Raw genomic sequence first — 15,882 nt, 5'->3', positions numbered from 1 at the left:
GCGGCAACCTGCCGACGTAGCTCAACCAAGCTGACCACCGCCGCGCCGCGCGCGCCTGCGGCACGACTCAATGATGCGTACGCGAAGCCCGCGTATGAGCCGCCTTCTTCGCAGCCGCCGACCGTCCCGCAGCCCCCTTCGTCGCGGCGGCCTTCTTTGCCGCGGCCGAACGGCTGGCCGCCGGGCGTTTGGCTGCCGCAGTCCTGGTCTGCTTCGACAGCGCTGTGCGAGATGCGCCGGCCGTACCTTCCCGCTTCAATGCATCGGTAGCGGCGCGCGAGCGCTTCGCAGTCGACTCCGTGCTCTTCTTCGTCGTGCTCTTGTGCTGGCCTGCGGCGTTATCGGTGGCGGCCTTCTTCCGCGTGGCCTCGCTAGCCGTGCCCTTCTTCGGCGATTTCACAGCGACGCCGGCGCGGCGCGCTTCCGAGAGGCCGATCGCAATCGCCTGCTTGGCGGACCTGACGCCGTGCTTGCCGGCCCGCACCTTGTCGACCTGTTCCTTGACGAATTCACCTGCTTGAGTGCTCGATGCTTTGCCGGCGCGTTTGTCGGACTTAGCACGCTCGATCGTTTTCTTTTCAGGCATGACGGTTCTCCAGTTGGCTATGGCCTGTGTCATGCAGCAACACGTGTGCCGCGTGGCGTCTGGCAGGAGAATCGTGCTGAAAAAACGCCTTTTGGAACCGGCCGGCTTCGACAAAGGCCGGCAACATTTCGTCAAGTTTTCCGCCTGCAATCCCGGTGGATCACGTGACGGAAGCGCCTGTCCTAGCGGCTTTTGATGAGTACGGTGCCCCGGCTCTTCGCGAGCCTAGGAGACAACAACCGTAAACTCGACCCCTGATTCAAAGTCCAGCGTCGTGGTCGAGAAGCGCGGATTGCTGTCAAGGTAGTGCTTGTATGGCCGAACGGCGTCTTCGGCTGTGTACATGTTGTCGGCGAAAACGATAGATCCGGGACGCAGCAGCCGTTCAATCTGCTTGAACAGTTCGAGGTAGGTGCTGGCCCATACGTCGATGAACACCATGTCGAACGTGCCGTCCAGTTCGGAAATGGTCTGGAATACATCACCCTCCCGCAGTTCGACATACGCATCCACGCCCGCTGTTCTGACGTGATCCCGAAGATATGCGCATTTAACAGCGTCGAGTTCGGTCGCCACAACCATGCCACTGCCTAGCGTGCGAAGCGCCTCGGCGAAATACAGCGTGGACACACCGCAGGAGCTGCCGAGTTCGAGGATTCGGGCCGGTTTGTGCGAAAGCACCATGTTGCGCAAAAACCTTCCCGTTTCCGCCGACACCGCGAGAGATAGCGGCGTGCCTTGCGAAGATTCGAAGTCCTCGCTGGAGAGCCCGAGCGTTTCGAGAAACCGTCCACGCAGTCGCGGCGCGAGCATGTCGTATTCTTCCGCAAGGTCCTGAAACTCCTGGCTCGATCCCTGAAACTGCGCCCGTGCGCGGGCTATGACTTCTGTCTGGCTCTGTTCATGAAGCCGTTGCAAAAGACCTGTGGTTGATGAAGGCATGTGCGCTCCTTGACGAGACCGAAAACGCTGACGACGCAACCAACGACAGACCGCTGCCTCAGGCAGGCACTGTCTTTCCGCCATCAGCTAAAACGTGTGGTGCTACGCCGTTCTGGCCAGCTTGATCGCGCGTTCGGGGCACGCCGTCACGCAAAGACCGCATGACCGGCAGGCGAGCGCGTTGGGCGTGTAGGCGACTTTCATTCCATGCACGCGCAGCTTGAGCCGATGCATCAAATCGAGGCTGCGATAGTCGGCCTCGTCGATACGCCGGATCTCGAACACATTCTCGGGGCAGACCTCCATGCAATCGCCCTTTCCCTCACAACGCGTCAGGTCGACAACCGGCGCAATCACGCCCGGCGTCTGTTTGCACTCGTCCGGTGATTGCTCGCGCATGTTCAATCTCCCGTGCGCCCGGCGCGACCCGATCGCCATGCCGTCCGGAAATGCTCGCGCTCTTCGGGCGTCATCGCTTCCCATTTGCGCCAGCGACGCCGTTCGCGCCAGCCGCCGTGTCCGCGGAATCCGCCGAACAGGATGCGGCTCAACACCAGCAAGCCCAACGCATGGGCGAAGTCGATAGCACGAGCGCCGACGAATAGCGCCGGAATCACCCAATTCCATAGCGTCATGACCACCCAGCCAAGCACGCCGATAGCGACCACCACAAGCAGTGCCTTACCCGCACATCTGATTCGAAAATTCATCCGTCAACTCCTTTAGATACCCAGTTCGTCATAAATGGCCTGCAGCCGGGCGCGCAAATGCAAGACCGCGTAGCGTTTGCGCGCGAGTAACGTATTGAGCGTGACGCCGCTTTCCGCCACCATGTCCTTGAAGGACCGGCCCTCCAGTTCGTGCGCGACAAATACCTCACGTTGATTCGCCGGCAATTCATCGAGCGCATCCTGCAAGGCCTTGAGCAAGAGCGCGCGCGCATAGAGGGCTTCGGGGCCCGCGTCGTGCGCCGGCAGGTCGAGGTCGAGGCGATACTCACCGTCGGGGTCGTCCCCAGCCGCGGACAGATCTGCCAGCGGCTGCTCTTTCTTCTTGCGAAAACGATCGACAATGCGATTGCGCGCCGCCCGGAACAGCCACGCGCTCGCCTGTTCGATCGGAGCGGGAAGCCGATACGCCTGCACGAATTCGTGGAACACATCCTGAAGGATGTCCTCGGCATCGTCCGGGTCGCGTATTCGACGCCGGATAAAATTGACGAGCCTCGTGCGCTCACGCACCACGGTCGCGGTGATGTCGGTGTCTCGTTCGGTCATCGTCTGCGAAGTGGGTAGCGGTTCCATGAGCCTGAAGACGTTTCAGGCGCGCGAATATTGTGGCGGGCGCGAAAAATCTTTCCTCGGACAACCGTGCAACAGGACTCGCGCCGTTCATCCGGACGGCGTATGGTGCTGGTAAGGGTCGGCGTGTGGTCCGGCCCGACGGGAGACGTCCATGAAGATACCTACCGTACGCGCCGGCGCGCATATCGAGGGCGTGCACTGGATCGCCGAGTACGCCGAAGACGTTCATGAGATTCGCGTCTTTCGCGAAGGCCAGGAAGTGGATGTGCACAATGCGCCGTCCACCCTGTTCGGCGACGAGGAAAATGCGGGCTCCAAAAGCACCGCGGATCATCGCGCGGTCGAAGCCGCCGTGCTGGCTTATCTGAAACGATTCGTGATCGAGCACGACGCGGAGGAGTAGTTCTCCGCTCACCGCCGCGCGCTGCGGCGGGTCACCGTGGATCGCCGCGCGGCGACACGGTATTCATTGCTCTACATGCCTGCGACGCCGTGCGCCGCAGGCATCGATACCTTACTCGGCAGGCCGCAGCTTCTTGACTTCGGCATCCGACGGCTGCACGCTCGCGCCGTCGATATACCGGTACGAGGTCATCACGCCCTTGCCGTCCTTCAAACCCGTCACGCCCACATATGCGCCCATGGTCGACTGATTGTCCTGAGCGCGATAAGTGATCGGCCCGAACGGCGTATCCACGCCTAAGCCCTTGAAGGCGGCAGCAAGCTTGTCCGGATCGACCGACCCCGCCTTCTTGATGCCCGCGGCAATCGACATCAGCGCCGAATAACCGACCACTGAGCCAAGGCGCGGATAGTCGTGATACTTGGCCTGATACGCATCGACGAACTTCTTGTTGGCTGCCGTATCGATCGAATACCACGGGTAGCCCGTGACGATCCAGCCGGTCGGCGCTTCAGCGCCTAGCGGGTCGAGATAGTCCGGCTCGCCCGTCAGCAGCGAGACCACGCTGCGATCCTTGAAGAGCCCGCGCGTATTGCCCTCACGCACGAACTTGCCGAGGTCGGCGCCGAACAGCACGTTGAAGATCGCGTCCGGTTTGGCGTCGGCGATTGCCTGCGTCACCGCGCCCGCATCGACGTTGCCAAGCGGCGTGGCCTGCTCGGCGACGAACTGCACGTCGGGCTGCGCCGCCGTCAGCAGCTTCTTGAAGGTCGCCACCGCCGATTGCCCGTACTCGTAGTTCGGATACACGAGCGCCCAACGTTTCTTCTTCAGCTTGGCCGCTTCGGGCACCAGCATTGCCACCTGCATATACGTGGACGGCCGCAGACGGTATGTATATTTGTTGCCGTCGGCCCAGACGATCTTGTCGGTCAACGGTTCAGCGGCGAGGAAGAAAATCTTCTTCTGCTTCGCGAAGTCCGTCAGCGCGAGGCCGGTGTTAGACAGAAAGCCGCCAAACAGCAACTGCACCTGTTCACGCGCAATCAACTCCTGCGCGACGCGAATCGAGTCACCCGGATTCGCGTTGTCGTCGCGCGACACCACTTCGAGCTGTTTGCCGAGCACGCCGCCCGCGGCGTTCACCTGGTCGAGCGCGAGATTCCAGCCGTTCTTGTAAGGCCCGAGAAAGGCGGGCTGCGCCTTGTAGCTGTTGATCTCGCCGATCTTGATGGTCTGCTGTGCGCTCGCGCTCAACGCGGCGAGCGACAGCACCGTGGGCACCATGAGGCGAGAGATCCATCCTGCGCGCGTGGTCATGCGTTTCTCCGTTATCAAAAGGATTGCGGGAATGCGGTCGTTGTTATCGGGTGTTTCGAAAGCAGTTCGCGCTTCAGTCGGCTCTCGGCGGCGTCGCGCGAATCCGGGCGACGCTCGCCGTGACGTCCTGCCATGCCGGCTTGCCACCGGCGAATTGCCGACGCAGGTAAGACACGAGTTCGGCAACCTGGGCGTCGTTGAAACTGTCGCGGTAAGCCGGCATCGTACCGAGTTCAGGCCGTGCAGGCGAGCCGATGCCGTCGAGAATCACGCGAATCAGATTATCGGGCGTCGCGCTGTGCAGATTCGTGTTAAGCGCCAGCGAAGGATGCGCGCCGAACAGTTGCGGCCCGCTGCCCGTGTGATGACAGGCGGCGCACGCACCGTCGAAGAGTCGCGCGCCGAGTCCAGCGGGCGCACCGGAAATCGCGCTGGCCTGTTCGTACTGACGCGCCACCGCAGCCGGATCGGCATTGGGTTCCAACGGATTGAGCGACGCGAGATACGTGGCCATCGCGCGGATATCGCTGTCGGGCAGCGCCGCCAGATCGCCGACGACCGGCGCCATCGGCCCCGCCGCGACACCGTGCAGCGGCGCGTGCCCGTTGCGCAGATAGCTGAAGAGTTCGCCCTCGCTCCACGGCACGGGCGCGTTCGAGAGCGTCGACAACGCCGGCCCTTCCCAGCCGTCCGCCATGCCGCCGCCCATGAATGCCGTGCCGGTTTTTTCGGCGCCAAACGCATTGCGCGGCGTGTGGCATGCTCTGCAATGGCCGAGCCCGTTCACCAGATACGCGCCGCGATTCCATTGCGCGCTTTGCGTCGCGCTGGCCGTGAACGTCGTGCGTCCGAGAAACAAAGCGTTCCAGACGGCCATCAGCGGACGCACGCTGAACGGATACGCCAGCTTCGTTTCCGGCGGACGCGAGCGCACTGGCGTTTGCGCCATCAGGTAGGCGTAGAGCGCTTTCAGATCGTCGTCGGACGTGTTCTGAAACGATGTGTATGGAAAGGCCGGATAGAGGCGATGGCCATCGCGGCTGATGCCTTGGCGCATCGCCCGCACGAAGGCTTCGAGCGACCAGTTGCCGATGCCGGTCTGACCGTCCGGCGTGATGTTGGTGCTGTACACGGTGCCGAACGGCGTATCGAGCGGTTTGCCGCCGGCGTTCGGCACGCCATTGTGCGCGGTATGGCAAACCGCGCAATTGCCGAGCGATGCCAGCAGCTTGCCGCGCGCCACGAGATCCGGCGCAAGCGCGCTCGCGAGCGGCGGCGTGATCGGCGCGATAGCGTGCGGCGCGAGCGACAACGCGCCGAGCCAACCCACCGCGCCTGCCGCGAAAGTGCCTAGAAAACCCAGCCGCCAGCGCTTCTTTTTACGCGCCGCCTTGTCCTCGGCTTGCGCATCGGCGAGCGCGGCGCGGATCGTTTCCGGCGTGAATGGCGGCCGCCGAAAACGCACGCCCGTGGCATCGAAAAGCGCATTGGCAATCGCGGCCGCACCGGGCAGCGACGCGGATTCGCCGGCGCCCATTGGCGGCTCGCCGTGACGCGGCATCATCACCACATCGATCACGGGTACTTCGCGGAAAGTCAGGATCGGATACGCGCCCCACTCCTGACTCGTTACCGCGTTCTCGCCGAACGTCACGCGCTCTTTCACCGCACGGCTGGTTGCCTGGATCACGTTGCCGTGTATCTGATGACGCACGCCGTCGGGATTCACCATCGTGCCGGTATCCTGGCCGACCACCACGCGCGTCACCGCAAGTTCGCCACTCTTGCGATTGACTTCGACGTCGGCTACCCAAGCGGACCATGCCGCGCCGAAGCCGGGAAATCTGCTGTGCACGTAGCGGGCATAAGCGATGCCGCGTCCGCGCGCGATGTCGTCTTCTTCTTTGCGCTCCGTATTACGCGGCTCCCAGCCGGCCTTTTCCGCCACGGCTTTGACCAGGTCAATCGCGCGCGGATCGGTCAGATGCTTCAGACGAAACTCGACTGGATCGACACCCGCTTCCGCCGCGAGTTCGTCGATGAAGGACTCGTGCGCGAACGTGTTCGGCAACGCAGATACGCCGCGCAACCACGACGCCCGCACGATCGGCGGCGTGTCGTCGCAAACAATGCGCATGGTGCGGTAGTCGTACGGCGGCACCGCCGTGCGGTCGCCCATTTCGAACACCTGCGGCTGCGCGGAGATCGTGCCGGTCAACAGCAATGCCAACGTCGGCGCGTCGTTGGACGGATAGCGCGTCGCAAAGTCGTACGCCGCCAGTTCGCCCTCGGCATTCAGCGCGCCGCGCACGTCCATCAATTGCGCGGCGCCTTTCGGTTCCCACGCGTGCTCGTCTTCACGCGAGAGTTGCACGCGCACCGGACTGCCGGTGGCACGCGAAAGCAATGCGGCATCGGCGGCGACATCGTCCGCGCAATTGCGGCCGTAGCAGCCCGCAGCCTCCATTCGCACGATTTCGATGTGCGCTTCGTCCATACCCATCAGCAAAGCGAGATCGGCGCGCAGCGAATGCGGGTTCTGCGTACCCGACCAGACCTTCAGCGCGCCCTCGCGATAGTCGGCCACCGCGCATGACGGTCCGATCGACGCATGCATCTGAAACGGCCATACGTAGGTGCGTTCCAGCGTGCGAGCGGAGTCTTGTGCGAGCGCCGCGTCCACATCGCCTTCGATCACCAGATCGCGTCTTGCGGCGGGGTTCGCGCGCAACGCCGCTTCCACTTCCTCGCTGGTTTCGAGCGACGGCAACCCTGCGACCGCTTTCCATTGCACGCGAAGCCGCTTCACGGCCTGCTGCGCGACTTCCTCGCGCTCAGCCACGATGCCGACGAAATCGCGAATCACCACCACCTTGACGATGCCGGGCAATTCGCTAATGGAGTCTTCATCCACCCGCAGCAGACTATTGCCCATGAAGTCGCCTTGCGCGACTCCGGCATACGGCGGCCGCACCACGCGTCCATGCAACATGCCGGGCACGCGCACGTCATGCACGAAACTCAACTCGCCGGTCGCCTTCGCGGGAATGTCGACGCGCGGCGCGCTCTTGCCGACGATCTTGTACGTGTCCGGCGACTTCAACGGCGCATCGGTGGCGAGCTGCAATTCGACGCGTTTTCCGCTGATCAGCTCGCCGTAGCCAATGCCCTTCGCAGACGCGCTGCCGTCACGTTGATAAACGGTGCCATCACGCACATCGAGTTGCTCGACGCCCACATTGAAGCGCGCCGCCGCTTCCTTTAGCAAAAATTGCCGCGCTTGCGCCGCAGCGTGCCTCAATGGCACCGCCGAAATCTGAATCGTCGCGCTGGCAATCGTCGGCCCCTGATTCGGTGCTTCACGCGTATGGCCGAGCACGATCGACACGCGCGTCAACGGCACATCCAGTTCTTCCGCGACGATCTGCGCGAGCGCCGTGCCGATGCCCGTGCCCAAATCGACGTGACCGTTGAACGCGACTACGCTGCCGTCGTCACGCACCACGAGGAACATATCCGCCTCAGTCGGCACGAACGACGAACGCGAGCCCGGCTGACCGATCGCCGGCTTGACCGGCGCTTGCGGCGCACGCGTGACGATCAGCACGCTCTGCGCATCGTAAAGCTGTTGCCGGGACGATGGCGCGGCGCGTCGATCCACGCTGAAATCCGGCCCGGTCATGCGCGCTCTCCTTCGTGCACCGCGGATTGCGCAGCCGGTTGCGCGGCAAGCAATTCAGCGGCGCGTCGCACCGCGCGCACGATCTCGACATGCGTGCCGCAGCGGCACAGATTGCGCGACAACTCGCGCCGGATCGTCTCAACGCTCGGGTGCGGGTCGCGATCGAGCAGCGCCTTGGCCGTCATGATCATGCCGTTCAGGCAATAGCCGCATTGCGCGGCCTGTTCTTCGATAAACGCCTGCTGCACCGGATGCAATGCGGCGCGCGTGCCCAGTCCTTCTAGCGTGGTGATTTCGCGGCCCAGGGCGACCTTCGCGGTCGTGACGCACGCGCGCGTCGGCATGCCGTCGAGCAACACAGTGCACGCACCGCATTCGCCGAGTCCGCAGCCGAATTTCGGACCGTTCAGCGCGAGGTCGTTACGCAGCAGATAGAGCAGCGGCGTGTCGGCGTCGGCGCTGACGAGATGCATCGCGCCGTTCACATGCAGCAGAAGAGGCGCGGGACGGTTCATGATTGTGCCGGCGTGGCGATGCAACACGTACTCACAGCACCACCGGCACTTCGGTAGCCGGCGGCGTATTGCGGCTGCGCCGGCAGCGGATCAGCCCGTCGATCATCACCATGCCCACGCCGGGAATATCGCCGAGCTGCACGCTTTCGAGCAGCGTGTCGGCCGCCGTGTGTTGCGCGCGGTCCATGAACACGAGGTCCGCGGGGCGGCCCACTTCGATCAGCCCCTGGCGCAGGTTACGTTGACGCGCGGTGTTGCCCGTCGCGAAGCAGAAGGCGATTTCGGCGGGCACATCGGCGAGACTGGAAATCAGCGCGATCATGCGCAAGATGCCGAGCGGCTGCACGCCGGAACCCGCGGGACTATCGGTGCCGAGAATGATCCGGTGCGGGCACTTCAATTCAATCGCATGACGCGCGGTCAGCAAGGCGATCCGTTCGTTGCCGTTGTGGACGATCTCCAGCGCGCGGCTCGACTGCTCGCACAGATCGCAAACATGCCGGTACGAGAGCGAGGTATGCCCGCCGTTGATGTGGCCGATCACGTCCGCATCGGCGGCGAGCACCACATCGCGATCGATCAGACCCGAGCCGGGAATCGACGGGCCGCCTGTATGGATCGTGCTCTGAATGCCGTACTTGCGCGCCCACGCGACCATCTGCGCGGCTTCCTCGCCGCCTTTCACGCTGCCGAGGCCGACTTCGCCGAGCAGTTTCACGCCCGCTTCCGAAAGCTCCTTGAAGTCCTCTTCGACCATGCCCTTCTCGATCACCGGCGCGCCCGCAATGACCTTCACGCCGCCGCCGACGCCCGCGCCGCGCATGCCTTCGAACGAACGTTGCGCGGTAATCGCGAGCGCTTTCACGCCGATCACGTCTTTCGGGCGGCCGGGCAAATGCACTTCGCCGGCAGAAATCATCGTGGTGACGCCGCCGTTCAGATTCGATTCGATCCAGCCCATCTGATTCTGGCGCGGCGTCCAGTCGCCGAACACGGGATGCACATGCGAGTCGATCAGGCCGGGCGCGACCGTCGTGCCTTTGCAATCGACCGTCGTGCGCGCGCCTTCGAGATTGCAGTCCTTTTCCCGGCCGACTTCGACGATCAAGCCGTCGTCGATCACGAGCGTGTCGGCGTCGAGAATCGGCTGATCGATGTCGCCGGATAACAGCAGCCCGATGTTCGTTACCGCGACCTTGCCCGACAAGCCTGTCAACGTTTCTGCTGCCATCTGCCTCTCCTTTCGCAACGACTGCCCGGCGCCCACGAAGTGCCACAGCGTGCACTTCGCGCGCGCCGATGGAAGGAATCACACGCTCAGATAAGCGCGCCTCACTGTTTCGTTTTGTGCGAGTTCGCCGATCGTGCCGCTAAAACGGATCTGCCCTTTTTCGAGCACATAGGCGCGGTCGCTAACCAGCTCGGCGAAGTGCAGGTTCTGTTCGGACAACAGAATCGACAGCCCTTCGCGCTTGAGTTCGAGAATCATGTTGGCCATCTGTTCGACAATCACGGGCGCCACGCCTTCGGACGGTTCGTCGAGCAGCACCAGATACGGATTGCCCATCAGCGTGCGCGACACGGTGAGCATCTGCTGTTCGCCGCCGCTCATCTGCCCGCCCGGACGTTGCGGCATTTCGCCGAGGTTGGGAAAGAGGCGGAACAGCTTTTCCGGCGTCCATTGCGGTGCGCCGTCACGCGGCGGCTGGCGGCCGGTGGCGAGGTTTTCCATCACGGTCAGATCCGCGAACACGCGCCGGTCCTCGGGCACGAAGCCCATGCCCATGCGAGCGATCTTGTACGGCGGCAGCGCCGTGATGTTCTGTCCGCGAAAACTCACTTCGCCCTGACGGCGTGGCAGCAAACCCATCACCGCTTTCATCGTGGTGGATTTGCCCGCGCCGTTGCGGCCCATCAGCGCGACGACTTCGCCGCGCCCAACTTCAAGACCCACGTCGAACAGAATATGCGCGCGGCCATAAAACGCGTTGAGGCCGGAGACTTTCAGCATCGGCTCGCTCATTGCAGCGCTCCTTGTCCCTGTTGGCCACCAGCCGCTTCATGCAATGGCGCGTGCGGCTGGAAGGTCTTACCGGTGCCGAAATAGACTTCCTGCACGCGCGGGTCGTTGCGGATCGTGTCGGCGTCGCCCTCGGCGATCAGCTTGCCGCGCGCGAGCACGATCAGCCGATCGGCGTAGGCGAATACGACGTCCATGCTGTGCTCGGTAAACAGCACGCCGATCTTGTGTTCGGTGACGAGGCGTTTGGTCAGCGCCATCAGTTCGTTGCGCTCCTTCGGCGCCATGCCGGCGGTCGGTTCGTCCATCAGCAGCAGCCTCGGACGATTGGCCAGCGCGATCGCGAGTTCGACGCGCTTCACATCGCCATAAGCGAGCACGCCGCAAGCGCGGTTCGCGTCCGCGGCCATGCCCACCTGGTCGAGCAGCGCGAGGGCTTCGTCGGCGTAGCGCGAGCCGGCGGGTTTCCATAGCCCGAAGGTTTTGCGTTCGCGCGAGACCAGCGCCATCTGCACGTTCTCGATCACGGTCATGGAATTGAAGGTCGCGGCGATCTGAAAGGTACGGCCCACGCCAAGACGCCAGATGTCGCGTGGACGCATGCCGACCAGTTCCTGACCGTCGAGACGGATCGAACCCGATGAAGGCGGCAACTGCCCGTTGACCATGTTGAAACAGGTCGACTTGCCCGCGCCGTTCGGACCGAGCAAGGCGAGCAACTGGCCCGCTTCGAGATCGAATGAGACATCGTCGACCGCCTTGAGGCCGCCGAACGATTTGGAGAGACCGGCGACACGCAGCAAGCTCATAGCCCCTCCTTGATCGCGGCGCGTTGGGAAGGCGAGAGAGCGCTCTTTTCCGCCTGATCGGCGCTGTCGTCGCCGAAGCGCTCGCGAATGAAGCCGACGATCCCCTGCGGAAACGCGATCACCAGCAGCAGGATCGCGAAGCCTAGCAACGCCTGCCAATAATCGGTCTGGCGCGCGACCGTGTCTTGCAGCCACGTGAACACGGCCGCGCCCACGATCGGCCCGGTGAGCGTCTGCAAGCCGCCGAGCAGCACCATCACGAGGCCGTCCACGGAACGGCTCACGCTGATCACTTCCGGCGAAATCGTGCCCTTGGAGAAGGCATACAACGATCCGGCAAGCCCGCAGAACAGCGACGCGATCACGAACGCGGCCCACTGCACGCGCTTCGCGTCGATGCCGATCGCTTCGGCGCGCAGCACCGAATCACGTGACGCGCGCATCGCGTAACCCAACGGCGAGAACAGCATCTTGCGCAACAGCCATACGCCGACCACGCCGCAGACGAGCGTCACGTAGTAAAAGGCCACTGGCGAGGACAACCAGTTCGACGGCCACAAGCCGAGAATGCCGTTGCTGCCGCCCGTCACGTCGTCCCACTGGAACACGACCGACCAGACGATCTGCGCGAACGCCAACGTCAGCATCGCGAGATACACGCCGGACAGGCGCACGCAGAACCAGCCGAACACCAGCGCGCCGGCTACCGCCAAAAGCGGGCCGAGCAGCAAGGCGGCTTCCATCGGCAGATTCAGTACCTTGAGGAACAGCGCGGCGCCGTATGCGCCCAGGCCGAAGTACGCCGCATGGCCGAACGAGTGCATGCCGCCCGGTCCCATGATGAAGTGCAAGCTCGTGGCGAACAGCACGGCGATCAGTATCTCGACCAGCAGCACCGGCATATACGGAAACGAGTTGGCCGCCAACGGCGCAAGCACGAGCACCAGCAACGCCATCGCGGCCAGCCACTTGAGGCGCTTGCCCGCCGGACGCAAAGGGGTTTCCGGCGCCGCCATGCCACGCACCGCAGCGCTCGCGCGGCCGAGCAAACCCCACGGACGCACCACCAGTACGACGGCCATCACGACGAATTCAGCCACCAAGGTAAAGCGGCTCAACGACAACCCGACACCGAGGATCGTCACGTGACCCATGCCGATGCACAGCGCCTTGATCTCCGCGATGATCAGCGCGGCGATGAACGCCCCCGGAATCGACCCCATCCCGCCGACCACCACCACGACAAACGCATTGCCGATCGTCTCCAGATCCAGTGACAGATTCGCCGACATGCGCGGCCCTTGCAACGCGCCGCCCAATCCCGCGAGAAACGCACCGACAAAAAACACGCCGGTAAACAGCCACGCCTGATTGATCCCGAGCGCGCCGAGCATCTCACGATCCTGCGTCGCGGCGCGCACCAGCGTGCCCCAGCGCGTGCGCGTCAGCGCATACCAGAGCAGCAGCAATACCACCGGCCCGATCACGATCAACGCGATATCGTAGGTCGGCAACGGATGGCCGAGGAAATCGACCGCGCCCGCCAGATGCGGCGCACGCGGTCCGAACAGGTCTTCCGGACCCCACAGCCATAGCGCGGCATCGCGAAAGATCAGCACCAGCGCAAACGTGGCGAGCAGATGAAACAGCTCGGGCGCCTGATAGATGCGCCGCAGAACCACCATCTCGACCAGCGCGCCCAGCACGGCGACCACCAGCGCCGCCGCCAGCACCGACAACCAGAAGCCGCCCGTCGTATGTCCGAAGCGGCTCGCGATGCTGTACGCGACATAGATGCCGAACATATAGAACGAGCCGTGCGCAAAGTTGACAATGCGCGTCACACCGAAGATCAATGACAAACCGGCGGCGACAAGAAACAGCGTCGACGCGTCGGCGAGTCCGTTGACCAGCTGTACCAGCAAATTCGAAAGCATCGCGACCCTTGGCAGCTTGCCGAACAGCGAAGGCGCGGCTTAGGCGCATTCGACACGACCGGCAGACATTGCAGCGCGTGCGGCACCATGCGCGCACGCGTCAACGGCAGGACAATACAATACCCCCGATGAAAATCCCTTCGGGCGCCGGCGAAAACGCCGAATGCAAACGCCTCAGCGCAAACCGTCTTCGCCTTTGATCTCGCTCACCTGCAAGCCGCCGATGCGCGGCAGCGGCCGCCCCGAGGCCGTCACCGCGACGGCCACGACGATTTCGTTCGCACGCGGCGCGTCCGATACGCGCGCTTCGATCGCATCGAAATGGCTGCGCACGAAGGCGGCGTCTTTATGGCCGAGCGGCACGTCGATCGCGGTGCCGAGCGTACCCATCTTTTTCGCCGACGGCACCAGCGCCGCGCCCTTTTCGACTGCGACCCGCAGTGGCGCGCCGAGCCTGGGATGCAGAATCGCCGCCGCGTGTTCCAGTTCGCCCGCCTCGCCGACTATGGCGGCCTTGCCATAGCTTTGCGCCTCGCCCGGCGCGATGCCCAGCGCTTGAACGCACTTGTTGCCGAGCAACGCGCCCAACTCTTCGCCGGCTTCGATCAGCGCGTCGAGTTTGGCTTCATAACGGCCGGCGTAGGGATTATCGATCACCGCAATCGCAACCGCGCGGCGTGCCGGCGGCTCGACCGCCTGACCCATCTCAATGCGTGTTTCATCCACTTGCACGACCAGCTTGCGAAGCTTGATTGCCATTTCGCTCTCCGAGTTTCGATGCCTGCTCTGCTTCGTTTCAATGCTTCAGCGCAAACCGTCCTTGCCCACGATCGCCTCTTTCGCGAGCCCGCCGACGCGCGCATGCACGCGCTGCCCGGTGCTCATCACGAGGATGTACACCAGCTCGTCCGCGGCGGGCGCGCCGGGCACGCGCACTTCGATCGCATCGAAATGGCTGCGCACGTAGCTCGCGTTGACGTGCGTGAGCGGCACGTCGAGCGCGGTGGACGGCGCGCCGACTTTCTTCGTCGACGGCACGATGGCGTTGGTGGGCACGCCGTTTTTCTCCAGCAACTCACGCATCGCATAGCCGCCGGGAACATGCCACAACGCGCCATGCTCGAGTTCGCCGCGTGCGCCGACAATCGCGCCCTTGCCGTAACTCTCGATCGACGCATGCGGCACCGCCATCGCCGCCAGCAGCCGTTGTGCCATATCGAAACCGATCGGCTTGAGCGCTTCCATCGCGTGCTCGATTTTCGCTTCGTAACGGCCGGCGAACGGGTTCGTCATCACCGCGGCAATCGCGCCACGCCTAAGCGGCTGCGCGGGCGCGGGGCCGAACTCGTGGAAGATATCTTCGACGTGCGTCAGCACGCGACGTATTTCGAACACGGAGCCTCCGTTTTAGTTTGCGCGTTCTGCGAGAGCAGACCGCTTGCGTCATGAATGCCGGCGACGCGCACCCGCCCTTGCAGGAAAAGCGCGGCGCCTTCGATCAAGCCTTGGTCGAGCAGACGCCGCGCAGTTTCGACACCACGTGCCAGCGCGAGATCAATCAGCGGTTGCGGCAAGGACGGCACGTCGACAGTGACGAGCATATCGCCCAGGTCGCTGTCGTCTTTCAACGACGAAGCCGGACGCCGCAGAATACCCTCATGTTCCAGATTGACCGCGTTGGCGACAACGGTTGCGGCGGCGTCGGCGGCGGCGGCGTTGCGCGCCAGCACCGTGACGCTGTCGGCGATACCGAGGCTGAAGCTGCGGCCACGCCAGCCGCTCGTCGCGATGCCGCGAACGGCCATGCCGGCGTCGAGCGTCAGATTGGCGTCGAGCGCGTGATCAAGCGGCAGCCGCACGGCTGAAAACGACGCCAGGTCCGCGAACACGCCGACGCGGTATTGCTGCCCTTCGGTCAGATACAACGCGATGTCGCCGCCATTGTTGACGAAGGCGCGCGAGACGCCTTCGCGTGCGAATGCGGTGATCAGCTCATCGGCAACACTGCCCGCGACGGCCGCCATCGGCGTGATGTAGCGCGCGCGGTGAGGATGGCAGGCCGACCACATACGGCGGGCAACCGGGCCTTGCAGTGCGGTATCGTTCAATGCGGCCGGCGGGGGAACAGGCTGCTTGAGCCGCTTCAGTTCACCCACCAGTTCTGGCAGCACGTCGACAAAGCGCGCCCAGCACGCCTCATACGCGGCCTGCACCGCCGAGGGCGTGCCGTCCGCGCTGAGGATCAGATCGATCGGCCCATGCTGCCAGTGCCAGCGGGTCGCATCGAGTCGGGTGCGGGTGGGGTTCATCGTGTCCGTTGCGTTGGTTTTTGCGTTGGTTTTTGCGTTGGCTGCGTTAGCGCTG

General features: G+C 63.9%; 16 protein-coding genes. 1 reads left to right on the top strand and 15 read right to left on the bottom strand.

The window, feature by feature from the left end:
* Positions 1–67 precede the first annotated feature (67 nt).
* From B0G80_RS40710 to B0G80_RS40690, 5 genes are all read right to left on the bottom strand, one after another.
* Positions 68–586, bottom strand: coding sequence for a DUF6496 domain-containing protein (locus B0G80_RS40710; protein WP_116123191.1), 519 nt, complete (start codon positions 584–586; stop codon positions 68–70).
* 225 nt (positions 587–811) lie between these two features.
* Positions 812–1,528, bottom strand: coding sequence for an O-methyltransferase (locus B0G80_RS40705; RefSeq protein WP_116123190.1), 717 nt, complete (start codon positions 1,526–1,528; stop codon positions 812–814).
* 102 nt (positions 1,529–1,630) lie between these two features.
* Positions 1,631–1,927 (bottom strand): 4Fe-4S dicluster domain-containing protein, encoded by a 297-nt coding sequence (locus B0G80_RS40700; protein WP_116123189.1) that lies wholly within the window; start codon positions 1,925–1,927, stop codon positions 1,631–1,633.
* 2 nt (positions 1,928–1,929) lie between these two features.
* Positions 1,930–2,238, bottom strand: a complete 309-nt coding sequence (locus B0G80_RS40695; protein ID WP_106276900.1) for a hypothetical protein — start codon at positions 2,236–2,238, stop codon at positions 1,930–1,932.
* Between the two features lie 12 nt (positions 2,239–2,250).
* Positions 2,251–2,832, bottom strand: a complete 582-nt coding sequence (locus tag B0G80_RS40690) for an RNA polymerase sigma factor (RefSeq protein WP_181920169.1) — start codon at positions 2,830–2,832, stop codon at positions 2,251–2,253.
* A gap of 151 nt (positions 2,833–2,983) precedes the next feature.
* Here B0G80_RS40690 and B0G80_RS40685 point away from each other — a divergent pair, with 151 nt between their 5' ends.
* On the top strand, positions 2,984–3,235 hold the full coding sequence (locus tag B0G80_RS40685) for a hypothetical protein (protein ID WP_007178046.1): 252 nt from the start codon (positions 2,984–2,986) through the stop codon (positions 3,233–3,235).
* Positions 3,236–3,346: 111 nt separating this feature from the next.
* Here the strand turns inward: B0G80_RS40685 and B0G80_RS40680 are convergent, their stop codons facing one another.
* From B0G80_RS40680 to B0G80_RS40635, 10 genes are all read right to left on the bottom strand, one after another.
* Positions 3,347–4,555, bottom strand: coding sequence for an ABC transporter substrate-binding protein (locus B0G80_RS40680; RefSeq protein WP_116123188.1), 1,209 nt, complete (start codon positions 4,553–4,555; stop codon positions 3,347–3,349).
* A 73-nt stretch (positions 4,556–4,628) separates the two neighbouring features.
* Complete coding sequence (locus B0G80_RS40675) at positions 4,629–8,237, bottom strand: molybdopterin cofactor-binding domain-containing protein (RefSeq protein WP_116123187.1); 3,609 nt, start codon at positions 8,235–8,237, stop codon at positions 4,629–4,631.
* A complete protein-coding gene (locus B0G80_RS40670) occupies positions 8,234–8,752 on the bottom strand; it encodes a (2Fe-2S)-binding protein (RefSeq protein ID WP_116123186.1) in 519 nt (172 codons plus the stop codon). Before B0G80_RS40670 ends, B0G80_RS40675 begins: the two co-directional genes overlap by 4 nt.
* A 31-nt stretch (positions 8,753–8,783) precedes the next feature.
* Positions 8,784–9,983, bottom strand: coding sequence for an amidohydrolase family protein (locus B0G80_RS40665; RefSeq protein ID WP_116123185.1), 1,200 nt, complete (start codon positions 9,981–9,983; stop codon positions 8,784–8,786).
* Between the two features lie 78 nt (positions 9,984–10,061).
* On the bottom strand, positions 10,062–10,775 hold the full coding sequence (locus B0G80_RS40660; protein WP_116123184.1) for an ABC transporter ATP-binding protein: 714 nt from the start codon (positions 10,773–10,775) through the stop codon (positions 10,062–10,064).
* Positions 10,772–11,581 carry an ABC transporter ATP-binding protein gene (locus B0G80_RS40655; protein WP_116123183.1) on the bottom strand — a complete coding sequence of 270 codons (810 nt, stop codon included), beginning with the start codon at positions 11,579–11,581 and terminating at the stop codon, positions 10,772–10,774. Before B0G80_RS40655 ends, B0G80_RS40660 begins: the two co-directional genes overlap by 4 nt.
* Positions 11,578–13,518, bottom strand: coding sequence for an ABC transporter permease (locus B0G80_RS40650; RefSeq protein ID WP_116123182.1), 1,941 nt, complete (start codon positions 13,516–13,518; stop codon positions 11,578–11,580). The genes B0G80_RS40655 and B0G80_RS40650 overlap by 4 nt, the downstream gene beginning before the upstream one ends.
* 174 nt (positions 13,519–13,692) lie before the next feature.
* Positions 13,693–14,277 carry an amino acid synthesis family protein gene (locus tag B0G80_RS40645; RefSeq protein ID WP_116123181.1) on the bottom strand — a complete coding sequence of 195 codons (585 nt, stop codon included), beginning with the start codon at positions 14,275–14,277 and terminating at the stop codon, positions 13,693–13,695.
* 45 nt (positions 14,278–14,322) lie between these two features.
* A complete protein-coding gene (locus B0G80_RS40640; protein ID WP_012426218.1) occupies positions 14,323–14,913 on the bottom strand; it encodes an amino acid synthesis family protein in 591 nt (196 codons plus the stop codon).
* Positions 14,889–15,827, bottom strand: a complete 939-nt coding sequence (locus tag B0G80_RS40635; protein ID WP_116123180.1) for a UPF0280 family protein — start codon at positions 15,825–15,827, stop codon at positions 14,889–14,891. The genes B0G80_RS40640 and B0G80_RS40635 overlap by 25 nt, the downstream gene beginning before the upstream one ends.
* Positions 15,828–15,882: the final 55 nt, after the last annotated feature.

The sequence above is a fragment of the Paraburkholderia sp. BL6669N2 genome (assembly GCF_003387275.1).
Classification (GTDB): Bacteria; Pseudomonadota; Gammaproteobacteria; order Burkholderiales; family Burkholderiaceae; genus Paraburkholderia.
Note: the sequence above shows the minus strand (reverse complement) of the source record. Positions and strands in the feature narration are given on the sequence as shown.

What these genes read in the sequence shown, in the direction of transcription:
- B0G80_RS40675 (WP_116123187.1), bottom strand. Translation starts at nt 8,237, where the DNA reads ATGACCGGGCCGGATTTCAGCGTGGATCGACGCGCCGCGCCATCGTCC.
- B0G80_RS40695 (WP_106276900.1), bottom strand. Translation starts at nt 2,238, where the DNA reads ATGAATTTTCGAATCAGATGTGCGGGTAAGGCACTGCTTGTGGTGGTC.
- B0G80_RS40680 (WP_116123188.1), bottom strand. Translation starts at nt 4,555, where the DNA reads ATGACCACGCGCGCAGGATGGATCTCTCGCCTCATGGTGCCCACGGTG.
- B0G80_RS40705 (WP_116123190.1), bottom strand. Translation starts at nt 1,528, where the DNA reads ATGCCTTCATCAACCACAGGTCTTTTGCAACGGCTTCATGAACAGAGC.
- B0G80_RS40690 (WP_181920169.1), bottom strand. Translation starts at nt 2,832, where the DNA reads ATGGAACCGCTACCCACTTCGCAGACGATGACCGAACGAGACACCGAC.
- B0G80_RS40670 (WP_116123186.1), bottom strand. Translation starts at nt 8,752, where the DNA reads ATGAACCGTCCCGCGCCTCTTCTGCTGCATGTGAACGGCGCGATGCAT.
- B0G80_RS40710 (WP_116123191.1), bottom strand. Translation starts at nt 586, where the DNA reads ATGCCTGAAAAGAAAACGATCGAGCGTGCTAAGTCCGACAAACGCGCC.
- B0G80_RS40700 (WP_116123189.1), bottom strand. Translation starts at nt 1,927, where the DNA reads ATGCGCGAGCAATCACCGGACGAGTGCAAACAGACGCCGGGCGTGATT.
- B0G80_RS40635 (WP_116123180.1), bottom strand. Translation starts at nt 15,827, where the DNA reads ATGAACCCCACCCGCACCCGACTCGATGCGACCCGCTGGCACTGGCAG.
- B0G80_RS40650 (WP_116123182.1), bottom strand. Translation starts at nt 13,518, where the DNA reads ATGCTTTCGAATTTGCTGGTACAGCTGGTCAACGGACTCGCCGACGCG.
- B0G80_RS40655 (WP_116123183.1), bottom strand. Translation starts at nt 11,581, where the DNA reads ATGAGCTTGCTGCGTGTCGCCGGTCTCTCCAAATCGTTCGGCGGCCTC.
- B0G80_RS40660 (WP_116123184.1), bottom strand. Translation starts at nt 10,775, where the DNA reads ATGAGCGAGCCGATGCTGAAAGTCTCCGGCCTCAACGCGTTTTATGGC.
- B0G80_RS40645 (WP_116123181.1), bottom strand. Translation starts at nt 14,277, where the DNA reads ATGGCAATCAAGCTTCGCAAGCTGGTCGTGCAAGTGGATGAAACACGC.
- B0G80_RS40665 (WP_116123185.1), bottom strand. Translation starts at nt 9,983, where the DNA reads ATGGCAGCAGAAACGTTGACAGGCTTGTCGGGCAAGGTCGCGGTAACG.
- B0G80_RS40685 (WP_007178046.1), top strand. Translation starts at nt 2,984, where the DNA reads ATGAAGATACCTACCGTACGCGCCGGCGCGCATATCGAGGGCGTGCAC.